Raw genomic sequence first — 21,583 nt, forward strand, 5'->3', positions numbered from 1 at the left:
CCCTTCCCTTCGCCGACGGGGTCGACCGCGTGTTCCGGCGGTGACCGACCGCACGGATACCCGGTTCCGCCCGGGTGGAACCGGATACGCTGCAGACGATACGCGCGAAGGGCGACATATCGCGCGGTGAAGGCCAGCATGAGGACAGCCCCGTGGGCCGTGTTCAGAACATGAAACAATCCCCCCTCCATCGGACCGTCACCCGATCAGGAGTAGCGATCACATGCGTATCGGAGTCCTCACCGCCGGCGGCGACTGCCCCGGCCTGAACGCCGTCATCCGGTCGGTCGTGCACCGGGCCGTGGCCGACCGCGGCGACACGGTCATCGGTTTCGAAGACGGTTACAAGGGGCTGCTGGACGGCCGTTACCGCGAGCTCGACCTCAACTCCGTCGCGGGCATCCTGGCCCGGGGCGGCACGATCCTCGGCTCCGCCCGGCTGGAACGCGGCCGGCTGGCCGAGGCCTGCGCGAACGGTGAGGAACTCCTCGCGCGCCTGGGCGTCGACGCGCTGATCCCGATCGGCGGCGAGGGCACCCTGACTGCCGCGAGCATGCTCTCCGAGGCGGGCCTGCCCGTCGTCGGAGTTCCCAAGACCATCGACAACGACATCTCCGCCACCGACCGCACCTTCGGCTTCGACACCGCGGTCGGGGTGGCCACCGAGGCGATGGACCGGCTCAAGACCACCGCCGAGTCCCACCAGCGGGTGATGGTCGTCGAGGTCATGGGCCGGCACGCCGGGTGGATCGCGCTGGAGGCGGGCATGGCGGGCGGCGCCCACGGCATCTGCCTGCCCGAGCGGCCGTTCCAGATCGACGCGCTGTGCAAGATGATCGAGGAGCGTTTCTCCCGGGGTAAGAAGTTCGCCGTCCTGTGCGTCGCGGAGGGCGCTCGCCCGGCCGAGGGCACGATGCCCTACGAGAAGGGCGTGATCGACCAGTACGGGCACGAGCGGTTCACCGGCATCGGCAACCGCCTCGCCCGCGAGCTGGAGGACCGCCTCGGCACGGAGGCACGTCCCGTCATCCTCGGCCACGTCCAGCGCGGCGGCACCCCGACCGCCTACGACCGCGTGCTCGCCACCCGTTTCGGCTGGCACGCCGTGGAGGCGGCGCACCGCGGCGACTTCGGCATGATGACGGCCCTGCGCGGCACCGACATCGTCATGGCGCCGCTCGCCGACGCCACCCGGGTGCTGAAGACCGTGCCCCAGGCCCGGATGGACGAGACCGAAGCCGTCTTCTGAGCCTCGGCGGGGGCGCAGGCCGGTCCGCGCCGGGGCCGGGACGGCGCCGGGTGGGTGGCGCCACGCGGTGGCACCCGCGCGCCGGGCGGAGCGCGCACGGGTGCGGCCGCGCGTTCCCCGCCGGAAAGGTGGAGGAGTTGTGGGAATTCCGTGACTCACCCGGCGCGCACGGTGAAAGCCGCTCTCAGGGCGGCCGCCTGGTCCGCGTGCGCGCGGCGACTGGCCGCGGCGTTCGGGGCGGCGAGTTCGAACCCGTGAAATGCCCCCGCATAGCAGTGGAGTTCGACGTGGACGCCATCGCGCATCAGGCGGCAGGCATAGTCGATTCCCTCGTCGCGCAGTGCGTCGACCTCGGCCACCAGCAGGTAGGCGGGAGCGACGCCGTGGAAGTCGTCGCACCGGGCCGGCACCGCGTGCGGGGGCGGTTCGGCCTCCGGCTCGCCCCCGAGGTAGTGGCGCCACATGTGCGGGCTGTCCTCGACGTCCCAGCCCGAGGCGCGGCGGAAGCGCTGGACGGAACCGCTCTCCAGCCGGTCGTCCAGGGCCGGGTACAGGAGCAGCTGGAGCACCAGGGCGGGGCCCCCGCGGTCCCGGGCCATGAGGGCGACCGCCGCGGCGAGGTTGCCCCCCGCGCTGCTGCCCCCCACGGCGACGCGCGTGCCGTCCCAGCCGCGCGTGTCCGCCGTCCGCACGACCTCGGACACGACGGCGTAGCCGTCCTCGGCCGGTGCCGGGAAGGGATGCTCGGGCGGGCGCCGGTATTCCACGGAAACCAAGGCGCAATCCACCTCCCGCACGTAGCGAACACAGCGGTCGTGTTCCGTCTCCAGATCACCCGCGACAAACGCCCCGCCATGAAGGTAAACCAGCACCGGAAGCGGTGCGGTGCTGTTTCTGTTTTTCGGTTCGTAAATGCGGACCGGGATTTCCCTGCCACCGTCCGCGGCCGCGACAACGGTATTCCTGATCGTCACGTCGTCCTGTTCCGGGGCCGGGCCGCGCAGAGCCCTGGAGAGGGCGACCGCCCGCCGGAAATTGCGGCGGGCCTTCAGCGGATCATCGAAGGACACGAAGGGCTGCCGCCGCTCGGCATCCCGCAGGTCGTTGTCAAGTAGCTCTGAAATGTCTTCTGTTGACGTCATGGGCCGGACTGTAGCGCGGGCGCCGTGACGAACCGTAGTCAGGCCGTCCCGGTTGTTCCGCGAGGTTTGCGTCCTCTGCGGCATATGTCGCACTCATGAACTCCGGTCATATTTCCGCTGGCCGCCGCCCGAAAGCCGAGCGACGCGTTCCGGTGGGGCAGCGGATTCCAGCCAAATCCATTGACCACTGATCACACGCTGGGTAGCTTCCAGGGGTGCGACGTCGAGTCAACCTTTTTGACGACCCTTGAAGGCTACTCTCCGTCGCACACTCCGCAGCTGTTCGGTGGAGTCGTAATTCGCGCAACGTCCAAATGGAACGCAGACACAATCTGTCACTCGTTTGCCCGGAGGGGTGAGTGTTCCGTGGAATCGTCCGTGAAACTCCTCGTGGACGCGCTGCTGGTCGTGGGGTTCGGAGTGCAGCACTCCGTCCTCGCCACGCTGCGCGTCAAGCGCGTCGTCAAGGCCAGGACCGGCATGGAGGCGCTGGCCTGGCGCTCCGTCGAGTCCCTGGCCAACGTCGTGTACATCCTCGTCGCGGCCTCGCTGTGGCAGCACACCGGTGATGTGGTGTGGGAACTGTCCGGCGCGGCGATGGTCGCCATGTACGCCCTCGTCGCGGCCTCGTGGCTCTGGTACTGGCAGCTCCACCTGTTCGAGTACGACTGCGGCCTGGCCTTCGGCTCCACCACCCTCGTGGCGCAGACCGCCGGCGCCCAGGGCCCCAAGCTGATCAACTGGAAGGTCGGGACGCGCCGCTGGATCCGCTTCCCGGTGCACACCGCCTTCTTCGGCATGTTCTTCCTCCTGCCGACCATGACCACCGATCTGCTCGTGCTGGCCGTGGTGATCAACATCTACAACATCATCGGCAGCATCCTGTACGACAAGCGCCTCCTCGCCGTGGCCGGTGACGCCTACCGCCCGTACCTGGACCGCACCGGCCTGATCCTCCCGCCGGTCTACCGCAACGCCAAGGGCGCGGCCGACCTGGAGATGGCGGCACCGCAGCACTGGCGCAAGCCGTCCATGCACCTGCCCGGCCTCGTCGTCGGCATCGGCCTCGGCGTCATGTACCACTTCCTCATCGGCGCGCACGCCGTCACCGGTACGGACATGCTCAAGGCCGGTGGCGCGGGCCTCCTCGGCGCCGTCGTCACCGGCCTGATCCTGGGCGCGTGGCTGAAGCCGCGGGCCTCGGACTGGGGCCAGCAGCAGACCGACCTGTCGACCACGGTCGCCCTCAACGCCGCGACCGGCGTGGTCACCTGGGCCGTCATCGGCTGGATCCAGACCGGCCAGGCCCCGCCCTTCGCCGCCTTCCTGCCGCTGTGGTTCACCGTCCAGTACCTCGGCCACGTCTTCGCCTTCCTGGCCGACCGCAAGAAGTGGTCCGTCTCGCTCGTGCCCGTCGACGAGGCCCCCGCTGCCCAGCCCGCCGCGCAGCCGAACCCGCGGACCCCCGTCGGGAGCGCCCTCGCGGTGGAACAGGCCGGAGGCCGCGGGTGAGTACGACCGCGGAGCAACACCCCACGCACAGCGCGACCCTGGACATACCCCTGCGCCAGACCATCCACGGGTACCCCTACTGGCACCGCGACGAACCCGTCGTCGCCGTGTCCCGGATGGATCCCGAGTACGCGGAACTGCGCCGGAACTTCCCCGACGGCTGGCGGCACCTCGTCCGGGTGAAGAAGCTGTTCGACAGCGTCAGCGCGCTGGACGCGCCGTCCCTCTCGGGCGACGACCCGCAGTACGCCGAGCGGATCGACGCCCTGCTCACGACGGCCGCGGACACGCTGCTGCGCTTCGCCGACGCGGAGCGGGGCCCGGCCACCCGCGCCGTCGTGGAGCACGCCCGCACCGCAGCCCAGCGGCTGGCCGACCACGTGGTCACGCGGGAGTGGAAGCCCGTCACCCTCTACGAGCCGCGGCCGGGCGAACCGTGGTTGTACTGCGGCCCCATCAACACCTGGGCGACCCGGGACGTGGCTTCCCCGGTCGCCCTGCTGGTGGCCGTGCCCGACGCCGGCCTCCAGGCGGAGGTGGACGAGGTCAGCTCGCGGGTCGACGCGGTCCGCGCGGAGGCGGCGCGCGTCCTGGGCGGGCCGGTGCGCTCCGTCCAGGAGGTCCACCCCACCATGCAGATCACCGACCTGCTGCTGGCCGGGGGCGAGTCGGTGTCCGGGCACAAGAACTTCGCCCACTTCTTCCCGCTGGAGGCGGCGGGGTCCACGGTGCTCGGACCCGAGTTCACCGTGGTCTTCGCCAACGTCCACCGCGAACGGCTCCGGCGGTGTTCGCTGGAGCTGCTGCGGGGGGTGACGGACGCGCCGGACGAGGCGCGGCTGGACGAGGCGCTGCGCATGTCGCTGCGCTGGTTCCGCTGCCACGACCTCGGGCACTTCTGGCGCCGCGCCTCGGTACCGGACGAGGGCCGGTCCGCCGAGGGGCTCGAGCACTTCGAGCGGATGGCCCTGGAGGAGGCCTACGCCGACACGCTCGGACTGCTCACGGCCGAGGCCCTCGGCGGGGCGGGCGAGGCGCTCGACACGGCCTTCGCCGCCGAGCTGATCCGCTATCTGTCCCGGCGACACCACCACTTCGCCGACAGCGCGGCGGCCATGCTCACCCTCGGCTGGATCCAACAGCACGCCAAGGCCGCGGACTTCCCCGCCAAGCGGTGCTTCTTGCAGAAGTCGCGTCCCACCCTGGAGGATCTGGTGCGCACCCTGCACGAGGTGCTCTGGGACGCCGACGGGGCACAACTCGCCCGGCTACGCTCGGCCTTGGCCAAGGGTGCGGCGTACTACTACGACACCCTGGCCGAGCACTTCGGCTCCACTCCCACCGACCTCTCCTACACCTTCGGATAAGGACATATGACCGCTCGAACTGTCGTCATCTCCGGAGCCTCGTCCGGAATCGGCCTCGCGACCGCGCGCCGCTTCGCCGAAGCGGGTGACCACGTCGTCAACCTCGACCTCAGCGAACCCGCTCCCGGCGACGCGGTGGGGCAGTGGCTCCACGCGGACGTCACCGACTGGGCCGGTGTACGACAGACGGTGGACGGCGTCGTCGCGGAGCACGGCTCCGTCGACGTCGTCATCGCCAACGCGGGCATCAGCCTGCGCCGCCCCTTCGTGGAGATGACCGAGAAGGACATCAGGCAGCTGATGGACATCAACGTCATGGGCGTCATGGCACTGTGGCAGGCCGCTGCGCGTCACATGATCGAGGCGCGCAGCGGTGTGCTGCTGGCCACGGCGTCCACCAACGCCTCCGCGGGCTACCCCTACTACGCCGACTACAACGCCTCCAAGGCCGCCGTGCTGGCCCTGACCCGCAGCCTGGCCCTGGAGCTGGCCCCCCACGTGCGCACGGCCTGTGTCAGCCCCGGCTACGTGATGACGCCGATGCAGCGCGCCGAGTACACGGACGCGATGTTCGCCGAGGTCAATGCCAAGATCCCGGCCAACCGCCACGCCGACCCGGCCGAGATCGCCGAGACCTTCTTCTTCCTGGCCTCCGACGGAGCCAGGTTCGTCACAGGCCAGCAGCTCGTCGTCGACGGCGGCGAACTGGCCGGCGGTACGGCGTCGGCCCACGGAACCATGTTCGCCTGACAGGTCAGAACCAAAAGGAAGCCATCATGACCTCGACCGCGGCCGTCGCCCACGGCCTTCCCCTGATCACCGAGGTGCTCGGGGAGGCCCTGGAGCGCTGCCGGACGACCGCCCTCGACGGCGGTCTGACCGCCTACGTCGTGGACAACCCCCGGCAGAACCTCAGCGTCTCGGCGCACCACCGCGTCTACGACGCCCTGGTCCCGGTGACCACCCAGTCCTTCGAGGCCGACATGACGCCCTACTGGGCGCAGCGGAGCAAGGAGGGCTACCTGGAGCGGCTGGCGGAGTTCGTGCTCGTCGCCGACGAGGAGGGCGCCATCGTCGGCTGGACCGGGCACCATCTGCTCCGGTTCGACGAACGCGTCATCGTCTACCTCGACTCCACCGGCATGGTGCCCCGGCGCCAGTCCAAGGGCACCATGCGCAAGCTGATGGGGGAGCGGGTCGCCGAGGCGGTGCTGCCGAGCTGCCCGGGCGAGCTGCCCGTCTATCTGACGGCGCGCACCGAGAGCCCGATCTTCTACCGGCTCATGCGCGGCCTCGTCGACGGCGGCACCGTCTTCCCGCACCCGAGCACCCCGCTGCCGGCGGACGTCGCGGCCTGCGGCGTCAGCCTGGCGACCTGGCTGGGCCAGCGGCACATCCTGGAGCCGTCCACGCTCACCCTGCGCAACGCCTACGACGCGCTGGACGAGCTGTACGGTGAGCTGCCGACGACCGGGGACCCGGAGCTGGACGCCATGTTCCGCGGCACCCTCGGCCCGCTCGACGCCTTCCTCATCATCAGCAGGATCCGCTGAGCGACCGCGACGGGAGACAGTGGTGCGCGCTGTTCTGCTCCAACTCGACGTGGACCGCCGGGAGCCCTTCCCCCGGCGGGTCGCGGCGGTGTGCGACCGGGTGGTCGCCCACCGCGGCGCGGACCTCGTCGTCCTGCCCGAGCTGTGGGCCACCGGCTACTTCGCCTTCGACGCCTACGAGGAGACGGCTGAGCCCCTGACCGGCCCGACCGTCCGGGCGCTGGGCGAGGCCGCCCGGACGGCCTCGGTCCATCTGCACGCGGGCAGCGTGGTGGAGCGGAGCCCGGACGGCCGGCTCCACAACACGAGCCTGCTGTTCGGGCCGGACGGCGGACTCCTGCACGCCTACCGCAAGTTCCACCTGCTGGGATACCGCTCGCGGGAGGCGGAGCTGCTCGCCCCGGGGGACAGCGTGCGGGCGCGGGACACCGCGCTCGGCCGGGCGGGCCTGGCGACCTGCTACGACCTGCGCTTCCCCGAGCTGTTCCGGGCCCTCGCCGACGACGGCGCCGAGCTGCTGATCGTGCCCGCCGCCTGGCCGGCGTCCCGGATCGGGCACTGGCGCCTGCTGGTGCGGGCCCGAGCCCTGGAGAACCAGGCGTTCCTGCTCGCCTGTAACGCCGCCGGGCGGCAGGAGGGCGTCGCGGTGGGCGGCACCAGCATGGTCGTCGACCCCTGGGGGACCGTCCTCGCGGAGGCCGGAGACGAGGCCGGGACGCTCACCCTGGACCTCGACCCGGCCGAGGTGGGCCGGACCCGGGCCGAGTTCCCCGCCTTCCACGACCGGCGTCCCGTCCCCGGCGCGGGCCCCGGCCCCGCCCCCGTCCCGGGGGACGGCCCGGCCCCGTCCGCGCACCGGCCGGAGAGCGCCGGTGGCCCGCCTCCGTCCCGTCCTGTCCCGCCCGCTCCGTCGCAGCCGCTGAGGAACCGCCCGTGACCCTGACCGTGCCCGAGGGCATCGACCCGGAACTCGCCCGCTCCGCCGGGCTGCAGCCCGACCTCGACTACGCCCTCCCCCGGGAGGCGCGCGCGGCGCTCGCCCGGGCCTACCGGATCTCCAAGGCGATGCGCGGCAGAGCGGCGCCACGGGACGAGGTGGCGGTCACCGACCGCACCGCGCCGGCACGCAAGGCAGGAGCCGGCATACCGGTCCGCGTCTACGCCGCGCCCGGGCCCGGGGAGCCGGCACCGGCCCTCCTCTTCTTCCACGGCGGCGGCTTCGTGACGGGGGACCTGGAGACGGAGGACGCCCGCTGCCGGGAGATCGCCCGGCGCACGGGCATCGTGGTGATCTCGGTCGACTACCGGCTCGCTCCCGAGCACCCGTTCCCGGCCGCCTTCGAGGACTGCTACGACGTCCTGGTGTGGGCCGCGGGCAACGCCGCCGAACTCGGCATCGACCGCGAGCGCGTCGCCGTGGGCGGCACCAGCGCGGGCGGTGCCCTCGCGGCGGCCGTCTCGCTGGCGGCCCGCGACCTCGACGGGCCACGCGTCGTCCACCAGCTCATGCTCTATCCGGTCACGGACCACCGCATGACCACGGATTCGATGAAGGAATTCGACTCCACCCCGGGATGGCACCAGCGCAACAACGTCCACATGTGGCGCCATTACCTGGGTTCCGGTACGCCGGAAACCGTGTCCCCCTATGCCGCCCCGGCCATGGCGGAGGACTTGAGCGGACTTCCGCCCGCCTATGTCATGACGGCGGAGTTCGACCCGCTGCGGGACGAGGGGCTCGTCTACGCGCGGCGACTGCTGGCCGCGCGCGTTCCCGTCGAGATCCATCACTTTCCCGGCACGTTCCACGGGTTCGACGCGGCGGCGGCCGAGGCGACGGTCACCCGGCGGGCGCTCGACGAGCAGTGCGCCGTGCTCGTGCGGGCCACGGGCGCCCGGCCGCTCGACCCGGCCCTCGGGTGAGGCCGGGCCGGTCACCGTCCCCGCGGCCACGCCCTCCCCCTCGGGAGTGCGGGACGGTGTCGGCCGGGCTTTTGCGGCGCGGGGATTCCACGTCGGGGCGGCCGGGGAAACGGCTGGAATTCCCCGGCTCCCGAGATGGCCCCGAGAAGCCCGTTTCCGGGGCGCTGATATACGCAACTCCCTGGTGTATAAGAATGATTGACAGTCAATCGAGGCCTGTGGTGGGGTACGCTGTATGAGCAGGAAGAAGCTGCTACTGATCGGCAGCGGCGGTCAGCCGTTTCGCGACTACGCGCTCAAAGCGATCAGTGAGCGCGTCGACGTCATTCTTGTCGAGGGCAGGGACCTGTCCTGGCAGGAGCCTTACGTCAAGGGATTCCACCGAATAGACGCCGAGGATTCCGAGCGGCTGCTCGCCGTCGCGCGGGAGGAGTCCCCGGACGGCGTGCTGACCTACGACGAGGCGCTGGTCGAGCCGGCGGCCCGGCTCGCCCGGGAGCTGGGCGTCCCGCACACGGACCCGGAGGCGGTCCGCCGGTGCAAGGACAAGGGCGCCCTGCGCACCTGCCTCACGGAGGCCGGCCTGGGCCCCGTCCGCTTCGCCGTCGCCCACGACGTGGAGACGGCCCGCCGGGCGGCGGCGGACATCGGCTACCCCGTGGTCCTCAAGCCCCGCGCCCTCGGGGGCAGCATCGGCGTCGTCCGCGCCGACACCGAGGCGGACCTGCTGGACGCCTTCGGCACGGCGGACACCGCCCGGGCCGGAGACGGCACCGTCTCCCGGCTCGACGGGGTGCTCGTCGAGGAGTACCTCGACGGCCCCGAGTACAGCGCCGACTGCGCCGTCTGGCAGGGGACGGCCGTTCCGCTGGTCGTGGCGGAGAAGGAGATCGGCTTCGCGCCGTACTTCGAGGAGCTCGGGCACGTGGTGCCGGCCAGGCCGCACCCCGATCTGGACGCGGCCCTGGAGCTGGTCGCGGCCGCGCACAAGGCGGCCGGCCTGGACAACCTCGTCACCCACGCGGAGTTCCGGCTCACCAGCCGCGGCCCCCGGATCGTGGAGATCAACGTCCGGCTCGGCGGCGACCTCATCCCGCACCTCGGCGCGCTCGCCCACGGCGTGGACCTCGCCGGGGCCGCGGCCGACATCGCGGTGGGCCGGGAGCCCGACCTGTCCGCGCCCGGCGACGGCACCGCCGCCATCACCATGATCTACCCCCCGCAGGCCATGCGGCTCGGCGACGTGCGGCTGGCCGAGGCCCCCGACGCCTACCCCGGTCTCGACCGCTTCGTCGCCTTCCTCCCGCCCGGCACCGAGGTACGGCTGCCGCCCGAGGGCTTCCTCTCCCGGATGGGGTTCGCCGTCGTCAGCGGAACCGACCGGGACGAGTGCCTGCGACGCCGCCGGGCGGTGGAGGCGGGTGTCGTGATCGAAGGCGAGCCGCTGAGCGCTCGATGAGTACCGACGAGGCGGTCGGCACCGACCGGCCACAGCAGCGGCGCTCGGTGCTCCGGGTCGTCCGCGACGCCCCGCGGCCCGTCTGGGTCCTGGTGGCCGGTGTCTTCCTGAACCGGGCGGGCTCGTTCTTCGCCACCTTCCTGGTGCTCTTCCTCAAGCAACTCGGCTTCACCACGCAGGAGATGCCGCTCATCCTGCTCGCGGTCGGCATCGCCACCCCGATGGGCTCGCTGCTGGGCGGCTGGGCCTCGGACCGGCTGTCCCGGAAGGCGTCCCTGGTCGGCTCGACCGTGCTCGCCTCCGGCGGACTCGCGGTCATCGGCATGTCCCCGAACCGGCCGGTGGCCCTGTGCGGCGTGTTCGCGACCGCGCTGTTCGCGCAGGCCTACCTGCCGGCCGCCTCGGCGCTGCTCGTCGACCACACGAAGGAGGAAGACCGGGTCCCGATCTTCGCCTTCTTCCGGCTCGCGCTGAACCTCGGCTCGACCCTCGGGCCGCTCATCGCCGCCACCGTGGCGAACGACAACCTCAAGACGCTCTTCGTCATCAGCAGTTGCACCTACGCCGCGTTCAGCCTGCTGCTCTGGCTGGGTCTGCCGACCGTCCCGTCCCGGGCGCGTACGGCCGACGCGCGGCGGGCCGCGGGCGGCGGCCTCCCGCCGCTGCGCCTGATCCTCTTCTACGGTTCGATCATCGCCATCACGGCCGTGTACGTGCAGTACACCTCCACGGTCGCGCTGGCCGTCGAGGAGGGCCACAGCGCCAGCGCCTACGCCCTCCTGCTGACGCTCAACAGCGGGCTGGTGATCCTCTTCGAGATGCCCCTCAGCGGGCTCACCCGCCGGGTGCCCTGGTGGATTCCCGCGGCGATCGGCACCCTGCTGATGACCTTCGGCATCGTGCTCACGGGCGTGGCAGGCCCGTACTGGCTGATCGCCGTGGCGGTCGGCGTCTGGACCGTGGGCGAGATGCTGTTCTCGCCCGTCGTCAGCAGCGCCACGGCCGCGCTCTCCCCGCCCGACCGGGTCGGGCTCTACCAGGGCTATCTCGCCACCGTCCAGGCCGTGGCCTTCGGCCTCGGACCGGCCGTCGGCACGTACCTCTACGGCATCGGCACCGGGCTGCTGTGGCTGAGCTGTTCCGTGGTGGGCCTGCTGGCCTGCTTCGGCTTCCTCGGCGTCAGCCGCTGGGCCCGCAGCCCGGGCTGACGGACGGCGCACCCCCGGCCCGTGCACGTCGGCACCCCCAGCTTGGAGAAGGCAATGCGTGAACAGCAGGCCCCGGCAGGCGCCGGTCTCCCGCGCCACGACCACTCCGACGGCCCCCGGGTCGTCCTCGAGTGGCTGCGCCGCAGCACCTCGGGCGGTGTCCGCGTCTTCGACCGCGACGGGGCGCGGTTCGTCTCCTGGCGCGCGGTGCTGGACGACGTGACGGCCCTCGCGAAGAGCCTGGAGGCCCACGGCTTCCGTGCGGGCATGCGCGTCGGCATCCGCGGCCACAACTCCTACCCGTGGCTCGTGCTGGACCTGGCCCTGCTGGAGCTCGGGGCGACCCCCGTAGCCATCCCCGTCCCCGACTTCAAGGGGCGGGACAACGGGGAGGTCGTCGAGACCTACGGGCTCGCTGCCGTGTTCGCGGGCAAGGAGGCCCGCGGCCGCTCCGAGGACGCCGCCGTGGCACCGCTCGAGACCGTCCTCGACCAGCCCCTCGCCGTCACCCCGCGCGACCCGGCCCCGAGCCCGGCGGGAGAGCGCGTCCCCGCCGACGGGCCGGAGCCCTTCACTCTCGCCTTCTCCTCCGGCACCGCGGGGCGGGTCAAGTGCCTGCACATCGCCTGGCCGGGCGTGCGCGAACTGATCGAGGCCCACACGGCGGCCTACCCGTTCCGGCCCGACGACCGCCTCATGATCGCGCTGCCGCTCTCCACCTTCCAGCAGCGCTACCTGTGCTACCTGGCCATGCGCAACGACTGCGACATCGTCCTGACGACGGTCGGCCGGTTCCTGCCCGCGCTGCCGGAGACCCGGCCCACGATCCTTCTCGGCCCCCCGAACTTCTACGAGTTCGTCGAGAACCGCTACCGGAACATGCCGCCGCGCCGGCGGGCCGCGCTCGACGCGGCGGCCTCCCTGGCGTACCTGCTGCCCTCGCCCGGGCTGCGCCGCCGCTGGCGGCGGCTCGTCTTCCGCGAGCTGCACCGCATGTACGGCGGGGCGATGCGGCTCATGCTGGTCGGCTCGGCCCCGGTCCGCGACGGCATGCTGGAGTTCTTCTCCAGGACCGGCTTCGAGCTCTACCAGATCTACGGGATGACGGAGATCGGCTACCTGACCTGGAACCGGCGCGGCGCCAACCGGATCGGCTCCGTGGGGCGCCCCGTCTTCCCGGGCACGGTCGCGATCACCGACGACGGCGAGGTCGTCGTCCGGCACGACCGGCACCTGTGCGTCGGCTACGAGGGAGAGCCCGCCGACGGCGTGCGCGCCGTGCTCCGCGGCGACGACACCATCGCCACCGGCGACCTCGGCGCCTTCGACGAGGACGGCTACCTCTTCCTGCGCGGCCGCAGGAAGAACCTCATCATCACCACGGGCGGACAGAAGCTCCAGACGGAGGACCTGGAGGACGAGCTCGCCCGCGCCCGCGGCGTGACGCAGGCCTGCCTGTACCCCCTGGGGGACGGGGGCGGCATGGCGGCCGTGCTCTGGTACGAGGGCGACGAGGACGCCGTCCGGAGCTCGCTGCGGCCGCGCGTCGAGCAGCTCAACGCGAAACTCGGCGCGGCCCAGGCCGTGCGCGGGATCGGCCTCCTGCCCGGGCCGCTCGCCCCCGACAGCCCGCTGCTCAACCGCAACCTCAAGGTCAACCGTGAGGCGGTGCGCCAGGCCACCGCCGACCGGCTGGAAACCCTCCCCCGGCCCGATTCCCGCACGAAAGGCAGTCAGGCATGACGGAACACCGCACCGCGGACCTCGACACCCCGGTGGCCCAGGTCGCCGAGCTGTGGCGGAAGCTGCTCAAACGCGACGACGTGCCGCACGACGTCTCCTTCCCCGAACTCGGCGGCGACTCCCTGCTCCTGATCGCCATGCTCACCGAGATCGAGGGCGAGTTCGACGTCTACCTGGAGGCCGAGGACATCCTGGACGACCTGACGGTGAGCGGCATCGCCCGGGCGATCGGCGAGGCCCAGGCGGCCGCCTGACCGGGCACGGGGTCCCGGTGACACGGGACCCCGTGCCCGGTGGACCGTCACCCGGCGGGCACGGCCTCGACGTCGTAGAAGCCGCGGCCGTCCAGGTAGCGGACGGTGCCGAGATCGCGCAGCAGGACCTCGTCCACGTCGTGGGCCATCGAGATCGACATCGGGTACGTGGAGTCGTCCACCGTGGGGTGCAGCGTGTCGCCCGGCGCGACCAGCACCCGCACGTCCTCGACGCTCTCCAGGCCGCGCAGCTCCTCCAGGCCCCGGTAGCCGAGCAGCCTGCCGCCCACGGGGGAGACCATGCCCGCCCAGGCCACGCTGCGGCGCATCACGTAGTCCTCGTCGCAGCGCGCGAGGAACCGCTCGGGGTCGGTGTACGCGTCCACCGTCCAGTTGATCTGTGACTCACCGGTGGCCCGGGCCGTGTAGCCGGGCAGGTCCAGGCCGGAGACCCGGGCCCCCAGCTCCACCAGGCACGGGCCCTCCGGCGTCATCTTGACCTCGACGTGGGCGGGGCCGTGCTCGATGCCCAGGGCGTCCAGCGCCCGGAAGCCGTAGTCGACGACCTGCTCCTGCACCGCGCCCCGGCGGGGGAGCAGGTGGACGGCGACGGCCAGGTCGCGGATGCCGTTGGCGCTGATCCGGTAGGTCTTCCAGATGTCGCAGACGTGGTGCCTGCCGTTCCGGCTCACGGTGTTGAGGAGGTACTCGGCGCCCACCAGGTACTCCTGCGCGACCACGCCGTCGCCGGGCTCGGAGAAGATGTTGCGGCGGCCGGAGAGCCGGCGGAAGGCGCGGACCGACTCCTCCGGCGTGTCACACCACTGCACCCCGTCGTTGGCGGCGCTGCGCAGTGGCTTGAGCACCACCCGGCGGCCCAGCTTCCGGTGCCACTCGGCCAGTTCGTCCTCGTCGGAGACGCGGATCTGCTCCGCGCCGTGCAGCCCGTGGGACTTGACGGTCTCGATCATCGCGAACTTGTCCCGCCGCGCCCGGCTCAGGGCGGTGCCGTTGGTCGGGAGGCCGAGCTCCTCGGCGAGGTGCTCGCTGAGCGCGTCGGCCAGTTCCACGCCGATCTCACCCCCGGCCACGACCGCCAGCGGACGGAACGCGGCCACCTGCTCGGCCGTCCCGGCCACATCGCCGTGGTGCACGATCTCCGCCGCGTAGGGGTGCGGGTCCGGCTTTCCCTCGTACAGCGCCGGGACCTCCGGAGTGCTCTGCACCCGGATGGGCGTGAACCCCGCGGACGCGAATCCCGCGGCCAGCCGCTGGGACAGCGCGTACGTATCGACCAGGGCGATATGGCGAGAAGTCATTCCGGTCAGGTCCGTTCTGTCGGATCGAGCTCCGCGAACAGGGGCCGACGGCGGGTCCGCGGGGATTCCCGATCAGACCCGATAGTGAATGAAATGTCAACTTCCTTGTTGTGTAAGGTAGTTGACTTCACGGCTATTTCGGTGAGGAAGGTCACATGCGTCAACCGCGTGGTCCGTTTTGCTGATTCCTCCTTGTAGGGTCGGGTACGGGGAGACGGTCTCTCGACCGGGGTGAGTTCGGCCTCTGACCAGCTATGTTGGGGGAATCCATGAGATCCGGCATGCGCCGGTTATCCGCTGTGGGCGCAGCCCGCTTCGGCGGAATGCCACGAAGTTTCTGGGTCGTTTTCGCCGGGCAGTTCATCAATCGCATCGGCAGCATGGTCGTCCCCTTTCTGGTCCTCTATCTCGGAGATCGCGGACTGTCATCGGGGGACGCCGGACTCGTGCTCGGCGCCGTCGGTCTCGGGGGGCTTTTCTCGCAGCCCCTCGGCGGCGTCCTGGCCGACCGGTGGGGGCCGCGGTTCGCGCTGGTGACCGGCCTGGCCACGAGCGCCGTCGCCATCGCCCTGCTCGGCATGGCCACCGGGCTCCCCGCGACCCTCGCGGCCGGCCTGCTCGTCGGCCTCGTCGTGGACATCTACCGTCCCGCCGCCGCGGCCCTGGTGGCGATGGTCGTCGCGGCCGGCGACCGGACCCGTGCCTACAGTCTCGTCTACTGGGCCGTCAACCTCGGTGTGGCCCTGGGCGGACTCGTCGCCGGGCTGCTCGCCCGGCACGGCTACTGGCTCCTGTTCGTCGTCCAGGCCGTCACGACGGCCGCGTTCGCGGTGGTCGCCGCCACCCTCCTGCCGGACGACCGGCCGGCGGGCGCAACGGTACGCCGCCGCCCCCTCGGCCGCCTCTTCGGCCGCCGCGTCGGTCCGCACGCGCCGGCCGGGGGACCGCGGGACGCCGAGGGCCGGAACCCCGCCGGCGAGGAGGTCGGGGGCCGGGAAGGCCCCGGCGGGGACGGCTCCCGGTCCGGCGTGCTGCGCGACCGGCTGTTGCTCGCCCTCATCTGTCTCAACCTCGTCAACGGCGTGGTCGCCGCGCAGATCACCGTCGGCCTGCCCCTGGCCATCAAGGACGACGGCCTCAGCAGCACCGTCTACGGCTCGGTGTTCCTGGCCAGCGGGGTGATCATCGGCGTCAGCCAGCCCCTGCTGAGCGCCTGGCTGGAACGCTACGACCGGCTCACCGTCCTGTCCGTCTCCTGGCTGGTGTTCGGCGTCGGCATCGCCTGCACCGGGCTGGCCGACTCGGTACCCGAATACCTGATCACCGTCGTCGTCTGGACGCTCGGCGAGATCGGCGCGGCGAGCTTCGTCGGCTCGCTCGTCGCCGACCTGGCCCCCGACCACGCCCAGGGGCGTTACCAGGCCGCGTTCGGCTGGTCGTTCGCCGCCGCCCAGTTTCTCGGACCGCCCCTGGGAGCACAGCTGTACGTCTCCGTGGGGCCGGACGCCCTCTGGTGGACGTGTGCCGCCCTCGGCGTCGCCGGGCTGGCCGGCGGGCTGGCCCTGACCCGTCCGGTGCGCCGCAGGCTGCGTCCGGACACCAAGCCCCTCACCCTGCAGAAGGCGTTGTGAACCCGCAGACACCCAGCCCCGAACCGTCCCTCCACCCGCCTACCGTCCCGCTCCTGGAGCTCTACCGCCGGATGTGCCTGTCCCGACACATGGACGAGACCCTGCCCCGCCTGGTGGCCGAGGGCCTCGTCCGCGGCCCGATGCACCTCGGCGTCGGCCAGGAGGCCGTCGGCATCGGCGCCACCGCCGCGCTCCAGCGGGGCGACATCGTGACCGGAACCCACCGCCCCCACTCGCTCTACGTCGGACTCGGGCTCCCCCTGGGCCGCACCTTCGCCGAGATGATGGGCCGGGCCGACGGCCAGTGCCGGGGCCGCGGCGGCCACATGCTCGTGGGCGACCGGGAGCACGGGCTCCTCGGCCCCTCGGGCATCGTGGGCCACTCGCTGCTGCTCGCGGTCGGCCACGGCACCGCCCAGCGCCGGGCCGGGGACGCGCGCGTGACCCTGTGCATGACGGGCGACGGCTCCGTCAACTCCGGTGCGTTCAACGAGGCGTTGAACATGATGGCCTTGTGGCGGCTCCCCGTCGTGGTGCTCGTCGAGAACAACGGCTACGGACTCAGCGTCCGGCTCGACCGGCACGTTCGCGAGACCGAACTGCACCGCAGGGCCGCCGGGTTCGGCATGCCCGGCCGCCAGGTCGACGGCGGCGACCCGGAGGCGGTGCGGGACGCCGTCGCGGAGGCGGCCGAGCGCGCCCGCGCGGGCGACGGACCGACGCTGGTCGAGGCCGTCACCTTCCGGGACAGCGCCTTCTCCGGCTCCGACCGCGGCGGCTACCGGCCGGACGAGGAGTGGGAAGGCTACGTCGACCCGCTGGAACGCGCCGCGGCCCGGCTGCGCGAGCGCGGCGTCCCCGCCGAGGCTCTCGCCGGGGCCGCGGCCGACGCGGCACGGCGGATCGCCGACGCCGTCGACTTCGCCCGGGCGAGCCCCTGGCCGGACCCGGAGGAACTGCTCGCCTACGCGGCGGCCTGGGACGAGGGAGGTGCGCGATGACGCGCATGACGTACAGCGGAGCCCTGAACGCCGCCCTGCGCGAGGAGATGCGGCGCGACGAGAGCGTGGTGCTGCTGGGCGAGGACATCGGCGTCTACGGCGGTGTCTTCTCCGTGACGCGCGGCCTGCTGGAGGAGTTCGGCGCCGAGCGCGTCATGGACACCCCGATCTCCGAGAACGGCATCGTCGGTGCGGCGGTCGGCATGGCCATGAGCGGTCTGCGGCCCGTCGTCGAGATGATGTACACGGACTTCATGACGCTCGCCCTGGACAGCATCGCCAACGCCGCCTCGGTGTTCCCGTTCGCCTACGGCGGCCAGGTGCGCGTGCCCCTGGTGATCCGCACGCAGGGCGGCGCGGGCGTCAACGCCGGTCCGCAGCACTCCAAGTCGCTGGAGGCGTGGACGGCGCACCTCCCCGGCATCCACACCGTCATGCCGAGCACGCCCGCCGACGCCAAGGGCCTGCTGACCGCCGCCCTGCGCGGCGACGACCCGGTGGTGCTCGTCGAGCACAAGCTGCTGTACGGCACCGAGGGCCCGGTGCCCTCCGGTGAGCACGTGGTGCCCCTGGGCACCGCCCGGGTCGTCCGGCCCGGCCGGGACGTCAGCGTGCTGGCCCTGTCCCGCATGGTGGGGGAGGCGCTGACCGCCGCCGAGCGGCTGGCCGAGCAGGGCGTGGAGGCCGAGGTCGTCGACGTGCGCTCGCTGCGCCCGCTCGACCTGGGCACGCTCACCGACTCGGTGCGCCGGACCGGGCGGGCCGTCGTGGTGACCGAGTCCTGGGTGCGCTACGGCCCCACCGCGGAGATCGCCGCCGCGGTGACCGAGTCGGTCTTCGCCGAACTCCGCGCCCCCGTCGTCCGTCTGGGCTCGCTGGGCGTGCCCTACCCGGCCAGCCCCGCGCTGGAGCCCAGGGTGCTGCCCGACGCGGCATCCATCCAGCAGTCCGTCGAACAACTGATCAAGGAGTAGTCATGCGGTTTCAGGACCGGGTCGTGCTGGTCACCGGAGGTGGCACCGGCATCGGCCGGGCGGCGGCCCTCGCCTACGCCCGGGAGGGGGCGCGGGTCGTGCTGAGCGGCCGTCGGCCCGAGCCGCTCAAGGAGACGGTCGCGCTCATCGAGGCGGAGGGCGGCAGCGCGGACGCCTGCCCGGCCGACGTCACCGACGAGAAGCAGATGTCCGACCTCGTGGACACCGTCCTCGACCGGCACGGCGCCCTGCACGTGGCCTGCAACAACGCCGGCGCCCCCGGGTCGGGGCGCAAGCTGCACGAGTTCGGGGCGGAGGACTGGCGGCGCGTCGTCGACACCAACCTCCAGGGCGTGTGGCTGTCGATGAAGTACCAGGTGCCCGCCATGCTGGAGCGGGGCGGCGGCGCCATCGTCAACGTCTCCTCCATCGCCGGGGTGATCGGCTACCTCAACGCCGCCCCCTACACGGCGGCCAAACACGGCGTCGTCGGCCTCACCCGGAACGCGGCGGTCGACTACGGCCCGCAGAACATCCGGGTCAACGCCGTCTGCCCGGGCCCGGTGCTCACCCCGATGCTCGAACAGGCGCGCCGCGACCGGGGGCCGTCGGCCGACACGTTCTACCTGCGCAACATCCCCCTCGGCCGGCTGTGCCAGCCCGAGGAGGTCGCGGGGCCGATCCTGTGGCTGTCCTCCGACGAGGCCGCCTACGTCACCGGCCAGGCGCTCGCCGTCGACGGGGGCTGGACCGCGCAGTGACGCACCCGCCCGGCCGTGCACCGACCCGTGCGCGGCCGGGCCGGCGGCCCCCGACGCGGGTGGGGACGCCCGGCACCGCACCGGGGGCCGCGGGTCAGAAGCCGCCGAAGTCCCCGCCGAACCCGCCGCCGAAGCCGCCGACGTCGCCACCGCCGCCCCAGTCGCCGCCGAAGTCGCCGGAGTCGAAGTCGGAGCCCGAGACGTCGCCGCCCGCCGGGCCCGTGCCGTCGCCGTAGCCGTAGCCGTAGGCGCCGGGTGCCGTCATCATGCTGCCGAGCATCGTGCCCATGAGCATGCCCGGCAGCAGCCCGCCGCCGAAGTAGCCGCCCGCCCACGGCCCGTAGACGGGACCGGCGTTCCAGTACGGCTGCCGGCCGCCGTCCGTCTCCACCATGCGGGCGGCCGGCTCCTCGCCCTCCGCGAGCCGCGCCGCGTCCGCCGCGCAGGCCGGCACCGGCCGACGGGCGCCGCCGTGCGGGGCCCACTCCACATCGGTGACGGACGGGCCGTGCCGGGGGTCGAAGAAGCACGGCCTGCGCTCCTCCTCCGGCAGCGGCTCGCCGGTGCGCCGCGCGTCCAGGGTGGCCAGGGCGAGGCGGCCCTCGGCCAGCTTCTCCGTCACCGGCTGGACGTCCCGGGGGCCACGCGCCAGCTCCATGCGGTCCTTCGCGGCGTCGTAGGCGTCCAGCGCCCGGGTGTAGTCCGTGCTCATGGCGTCCGTGGCGCCCGCCTCGCCGGGGTGGAAGTCGAGCCGGTTCAGCTCCTCGCCGAACGCGGTGATGTCCTCGTCGACGACGACGCGCAGCTTCTCCAGGTCCGCGCGCTCGCGCCGCTCGCGCTGCCGGTCGGCGCGGCGCCGCAGGGCGACGAAGCCCGCGCCGCCGACCAGCAGCAGCCCGCCGAGCGTCAGCAGCCCCGCCGCGCCGGAGCCCGCGTCGCCTGGCCCGCCCTCGTCCCAGGACGCGGGCGCCTGCCCGCTGACCTGCGGCAGCGCCTGGTCGACGAACGCGGTGAGCTGCGCGGTGGCGTCGTCCTGGTCCCGCTCGACGGCGCCCTCCAGGTTGCGCACGGCGTCGCGGGACATCACCTGGTCGTCCGCCCCGGCGCTGAACCGGTCGCCGAGCTGGACGGCGTACAGCCCGGTGACGCCGGTGAGCGCCCGCAGGTCCGCCAGCACGGTGTCCGGCGGGAACTCCTCGGACTGCGGAAGCACGGCGACGAAGACCGGCTTGTCCGCGCGCTCGATCCGCTCCTCCAGCGCGGACTCGTCACCGCGGGACAGCTCGTCGCGGGCCTCGGGGTGGACGTAGACGGGGTCCTGCCGCAGCTCCTCGGCCACCGTGCCGACGCCCTGCGCGGGCGCGGCCGGTGCCGCGGCGGCCGGTGCCGCCCCCACCGCGGTGACGAGGACGGCCAGCACGGCCAGTACGGCGAACAGGCCGGTCAGGGCCGCCGGGGGTGAGGGGGCCCGCAGGGCCGGAAGCGGGGACGGCGCGGGCGCCCGGACACGGCCGGGGCGGGCGCGGAGCGTCGACGGGGCTGACGGGGCGGAGGTCATGGCGCAACTCCTCGGGGCGACCGCCCCGCGGCGTCCACACGGCCGTCGTCGGGGCCTGCGTACCCCCACGGTAACCCGTTCGGCGCCTTCGGGGCCCGGCCCGCCACCGGGCCCCGCGCCCGGCTCAGCGGCCCGGGTGCAGGGCTTCGAGGTGGGCCCAGAAGTGCTCGCCGACCTCGTCGAGGAACTGCCGGCCGGCGTCCACCGAGTTGCTGCCCGTCTCCGTGGAGGTGTCGATCCAGCTCAGCGAGGAGAAGCTCCGCTTGTGGAACTCGTCGTTGAGGCGCTCGAGTACCCGTTCGACCGTCGGGCGGTCCAGTGCGGGCAGCAGCTTGTGCACCGGCCGTACGTACGCCTGCCAGCGGGAGCCGGCGGCGCTGCGCAGGTGCTCGCGCAGCTTGCGGTCCTTGCCGGTCAGCTCGGTGTGGGTGCGCACGGACAGGCCGAGAATCGCCGCGAGCGTGGCGGCCTGCTGCTCGTTGCCGGTCCAGGTGCCGGTGCGCTCCACCTCCGCGTACTGGGCGGTCGGCATGCCGACCTGGAGCGCCACGTCGGACAGGGCGACGCCCTTGACCAGGCGGTATTCGTGCAGGGTGCGGGGTGTGCCCAGCAGGTCGGCGGGGGAGCACCACAGCGCTCCGGCCAGCGCTGCCAGCTCCGTCTCGTTCGGTGTCTCCTCCTGGAGCTCCCAGGCGGCGATCGTCTCAGGGGTGATCCGTAGCCCGAAGGCGGCCCACATGCCGTAGGAGACGTGGGCCGGGGTCATGCCGAGGGATTCCCGCAGCCGGCGGGCTTTCGCGGCATCGAAGGGCGGTCGTGCGTGCATTCCCGCAACGTTAAGACCAGTAACTGCGAGTAACCAACAGTGTGAACCCCTGAATCAACAAATTGTAGAAAGCTCTAGCCGGGGCCGGCGGCGGGCCCCGGAC

Annotated in this window: 19 protein-coding genes; 15 read left to right on the plus strand and 4 right to left on the minus strand. The window is 72.6% G+C overall.

The features are described from left to right. Positions 1 to 223 precede the first annotated feature (223 nt). Positions 224 to 1,249 (plus strand): ATP-dependent 6-phosphofructokinase, encoded by a 1,026-nt coding sequence (locus tag O7609_RS19165; RefSeq protein ID WP_269735766.1) that lies wholly within the window; start codon positions 224 to 226, stop codon positions 1,247 to 1,249. 155 nt (positions 1,250 to 1,404) lie between these two features. On the opposite strand, the gene O7609_RS19170 is transcribed toward O7609_RS19165, so the two are convergent. Beyond that, the gene (locus O7609_RS19170) at positions 1,405 to 2,391 is read right to left on the minus strand and encodes an alpha/beta hydrolase (RefSeq protein WP_269735765.1); all 987 of its coding nucleotides are present in this window, start codon (positions 2,389 to 2,391) and stop codon (positions 1,405 to 1,407) included. A gap of 366 nt (positions 2,392 to 2,757) precedes the next feature. On the opposite strand from O7609_RS19170, the gene O7609_RS19175 reads away from it, so the two are divergent. The 10 genes from O7609_RS19175 to O7609_RS19220 all read left to right on the plus strand — a co-directional run bounded on the left by O7609_RS19175 (position 2,758) and on the right by O7609_RS19220 (position 13,410). After that, entirely contained in the window at positions 2,758 to 3,903 is a 1,146-nt protein-coding gene (locus O7609_RS19175; RefSeq protein WP_269735764.1) for a hypothetical protein, read from the plus strand. Then, positions 3,900 to 5,270 (plus strand): hypothetical protein, encoded by a 1,371-nt coding sequence (locus O7609_RS19180; RefSeq protein ID WP_269735763.1) that lies wholly within the window; start codon positions 3,900 to 3,902, stop codon positions 5,268 to 5,270. Before O7609_RS19175 ends, O7609_RS19180 begins: the two co-directional genes overlap by 4 nt. Before the next feature lie 6 nt (positions 5,271 to 5,276). Next, positions 5,277 to 6,020 carry an SDR family NAD(P)-dependent oxidoreductase gene (locus tag O7609_RS19185; protein ID WP_269735762.1) on the plus strand — a complete coding sequence of 248 codons (744 nt, stop codon included), beginning with the start codon at positions 5,277 to 5,279 and terminating at the stop codon, positions 6,018 to 6,020. Between the two features lie 26 nt (positions 6,021 to 6,046). After that, a complete protein-coding gene (locus tag O7609_RS19190; protein ID WP_269735761.1) occupies positions 6,047 to 6,823 on the plus strand; it encodes a hypothetical protein in 777 nt (258 codons plus the stop codon). Between the two features lie 22 nt (positions 6,824 to 6,845). Continuing rightward, positions 6,846 to 7,760, plus strand: coding sequence for a carbon-nitrogen family hydrolase (locus tag O7609_RS19195; protein WP_332328074.1), 915 nt, complete (start codon positions 6,846 to 6,848; stop codon positions 7,758 to 7,760). Then, entirely contained in the window at positions 7,757 to 8,746 is a 990-nt protein-coding gene (locus tag O7609_RS19200; protein ID WP_269735760.1) for an alpha/beta hydrolase, read from the plus strand. Before O7609_RS19195 ends, O7609_RS19200 begins: the two co-directional genes overlap by 4 nt. A 235-nt stretch (positions 8,747 to 8,981) precedes the next feature. After that, on the plus strand, positions 8,982 to 10,205 hold the full coding sequence (locus O7609_RS19205) for an ATP-grasp domain-containing protein (RefSeq protein ID WP_269735759.1): 1,224 nt from the start codon (positions 8,982 to 8,984) through the stop codon (positions 10,203 to 10,205). Beyond that, the gene (locus tag O7609_RS19210) at positions 10,202 to 11,413 is read left to right on the plus strand and encodes an MFS transporter (protein ID WP_269735758.1); all 1,212 of its coding nucleotides are present in this window, start codon (positions 10,202 to 10,204) and stop codon (positions 11,411 to 11,413) included. Before O7609_RS19205 ends, O7609_RS19210 begins: the two co-directional genes overlap by 4 nt. Before the next feature lie 54 nt (positions 11,414 to 11,467). Continuing rightward, complete coding sequence (locus tag O7609_RS19215; RefSeq protein WP_269735757.1) at positions 11,468 to 13,156, plus strand: AMP-binding protein; 1,689 nt, start codon at positions 11,468 to 11,470, stop codon at positions 13,154 to 13,156. Then, positions 13,153 to 13,410 (plus strand): acyl carrier protein, encoded by a 258-nt coding sequence (locus tag O7609_RS19220; RefSeq protein WP_269735756.1) that lies wholly within the window; start codon positions 13,153 to 13,155, stop codon positions 13,408 to 13,410. The genes O7609_RS19215 and O7609_RS19220 overlap by 4 nt, the downstream gene beginning before the upstream one ends. 47 nt (positions 13,411 to 13,457) lie before the next feature. Here the strand turns inward: O7609_RS19220 and O7609_RS19225 are convergent, their stop codons facing one another. Beyond that, a complete protein-coding gene (locus O7609_RS19225; protein WP_269735755.1) occupies positions 13,458 to 14,729 on the minus strand; it encodes an ATP-grasp domain-containing protein in 1,272 nt (423 codons plus the stop codon). A gap of 323 nt (positions 14,730 to 15,052) precedes the next feature. Here O7609_RS19225 and O7609_RS19230 point away from each other — a divergent pair, with 323 nt between their 5' ends. The 4 genes from O7609_RS19230 to O7609_RS19245 are packed head-to-tail and all read left to right on the plus strand — an operon-like array spanning position 15,053 to position 19,096. Then, positions 15,053 to 16,360 carry an MFS transporter gene (locus O7609_RS19230; RefSeq protein WP_269743951.1) on the plus strand — a complete coding sequence of 436 codons (1,308 nt, stop codon included), beginning with the start codon at positions 15,053 to 15,055 and terminating at the stop codon, positions 16,358 to 16,360. After that, positions 16,357 to 17,361, plus strand: a complete 1,005-nt coding sequence (locus tag O7609_RS19235; protein ID WP_269735753.1) for a thiamine pyrophosphate-dependent dehydrogenase E1 component subunit alpha — start codon at positions 16,357 to 16,359, stop codon at positions 17,359 to 17,361. Before O7609_RS19230 ends, O7609_RS19235 begins: the two co-directional genes overlap by 4 nt. Further along, complete coding sequence (locus O7609_RS19240) at positions 17,358 to 18,335, plus strand: alpha-ketoacid dehydrogenase subunit beta (protein ID WP_269735752.1); 978 nt, start codon at positions 17,358 to 17,360, stop codon at positions 18,333 to 18,335. Before O7609_RS19235 ends, O7609_RS19240 begins: the two co-directional genes overlap by 4 nt. 2 nt (positions 18,336 to 18,337) lie before the next feature. After that, positions 18,338 to 19,096, plus strand: a complete 759-nt coding sequence (locus O7609_RS19245) for an SDR family NAD(P)-dependent oxidoreductase (protein WP_269735751.1) — start codon at positions 18,338 to 18,340, stop codon at positions 19,094 to 19,096. A 94-nt stretch (positions 19,097 to 19,190) separates the two neighbouring features. On the opposite strand, the gene O7609_RS19250 is transcribed toward O7609_RS19245, so the two are convergent. Then, complete coding sequence (locus O7609_RS19250) at positions 19,191 to 20,570, minus strand: hypothetical protein (protein ID WP_443072265.1); 1,380 nt, start codon at positions 20,568 to 20,570, stop codon at positions 19,191 to 19,193. 208 nt (positions 20,571 to 20,778) lie between these two features. Then, positions 20,779 to 21,480 (minus strand): helix-turn-helix domain-containing protein, encoded by a 702-nt coding sequence (locus O7609_RS19255; RefSeq protein WP_269743953.1) that lies wholly within the window; start codon positions 21,478 to 21,480, stop codon positions 20,779 to 20,781. Positions 21,481 to 21,583 lie beyond the last annotated feature (103 nt).

Origin of the sequence: Streptomyces sp. WMMC1477 (assembly GCF_027460245.1) — a bacterium.
Taxonomy (GTDB): Bacteria; Actinomycetota; Actinomycetes; order Streptomycetales; family Streptomycetaceae; genus Streptomyces.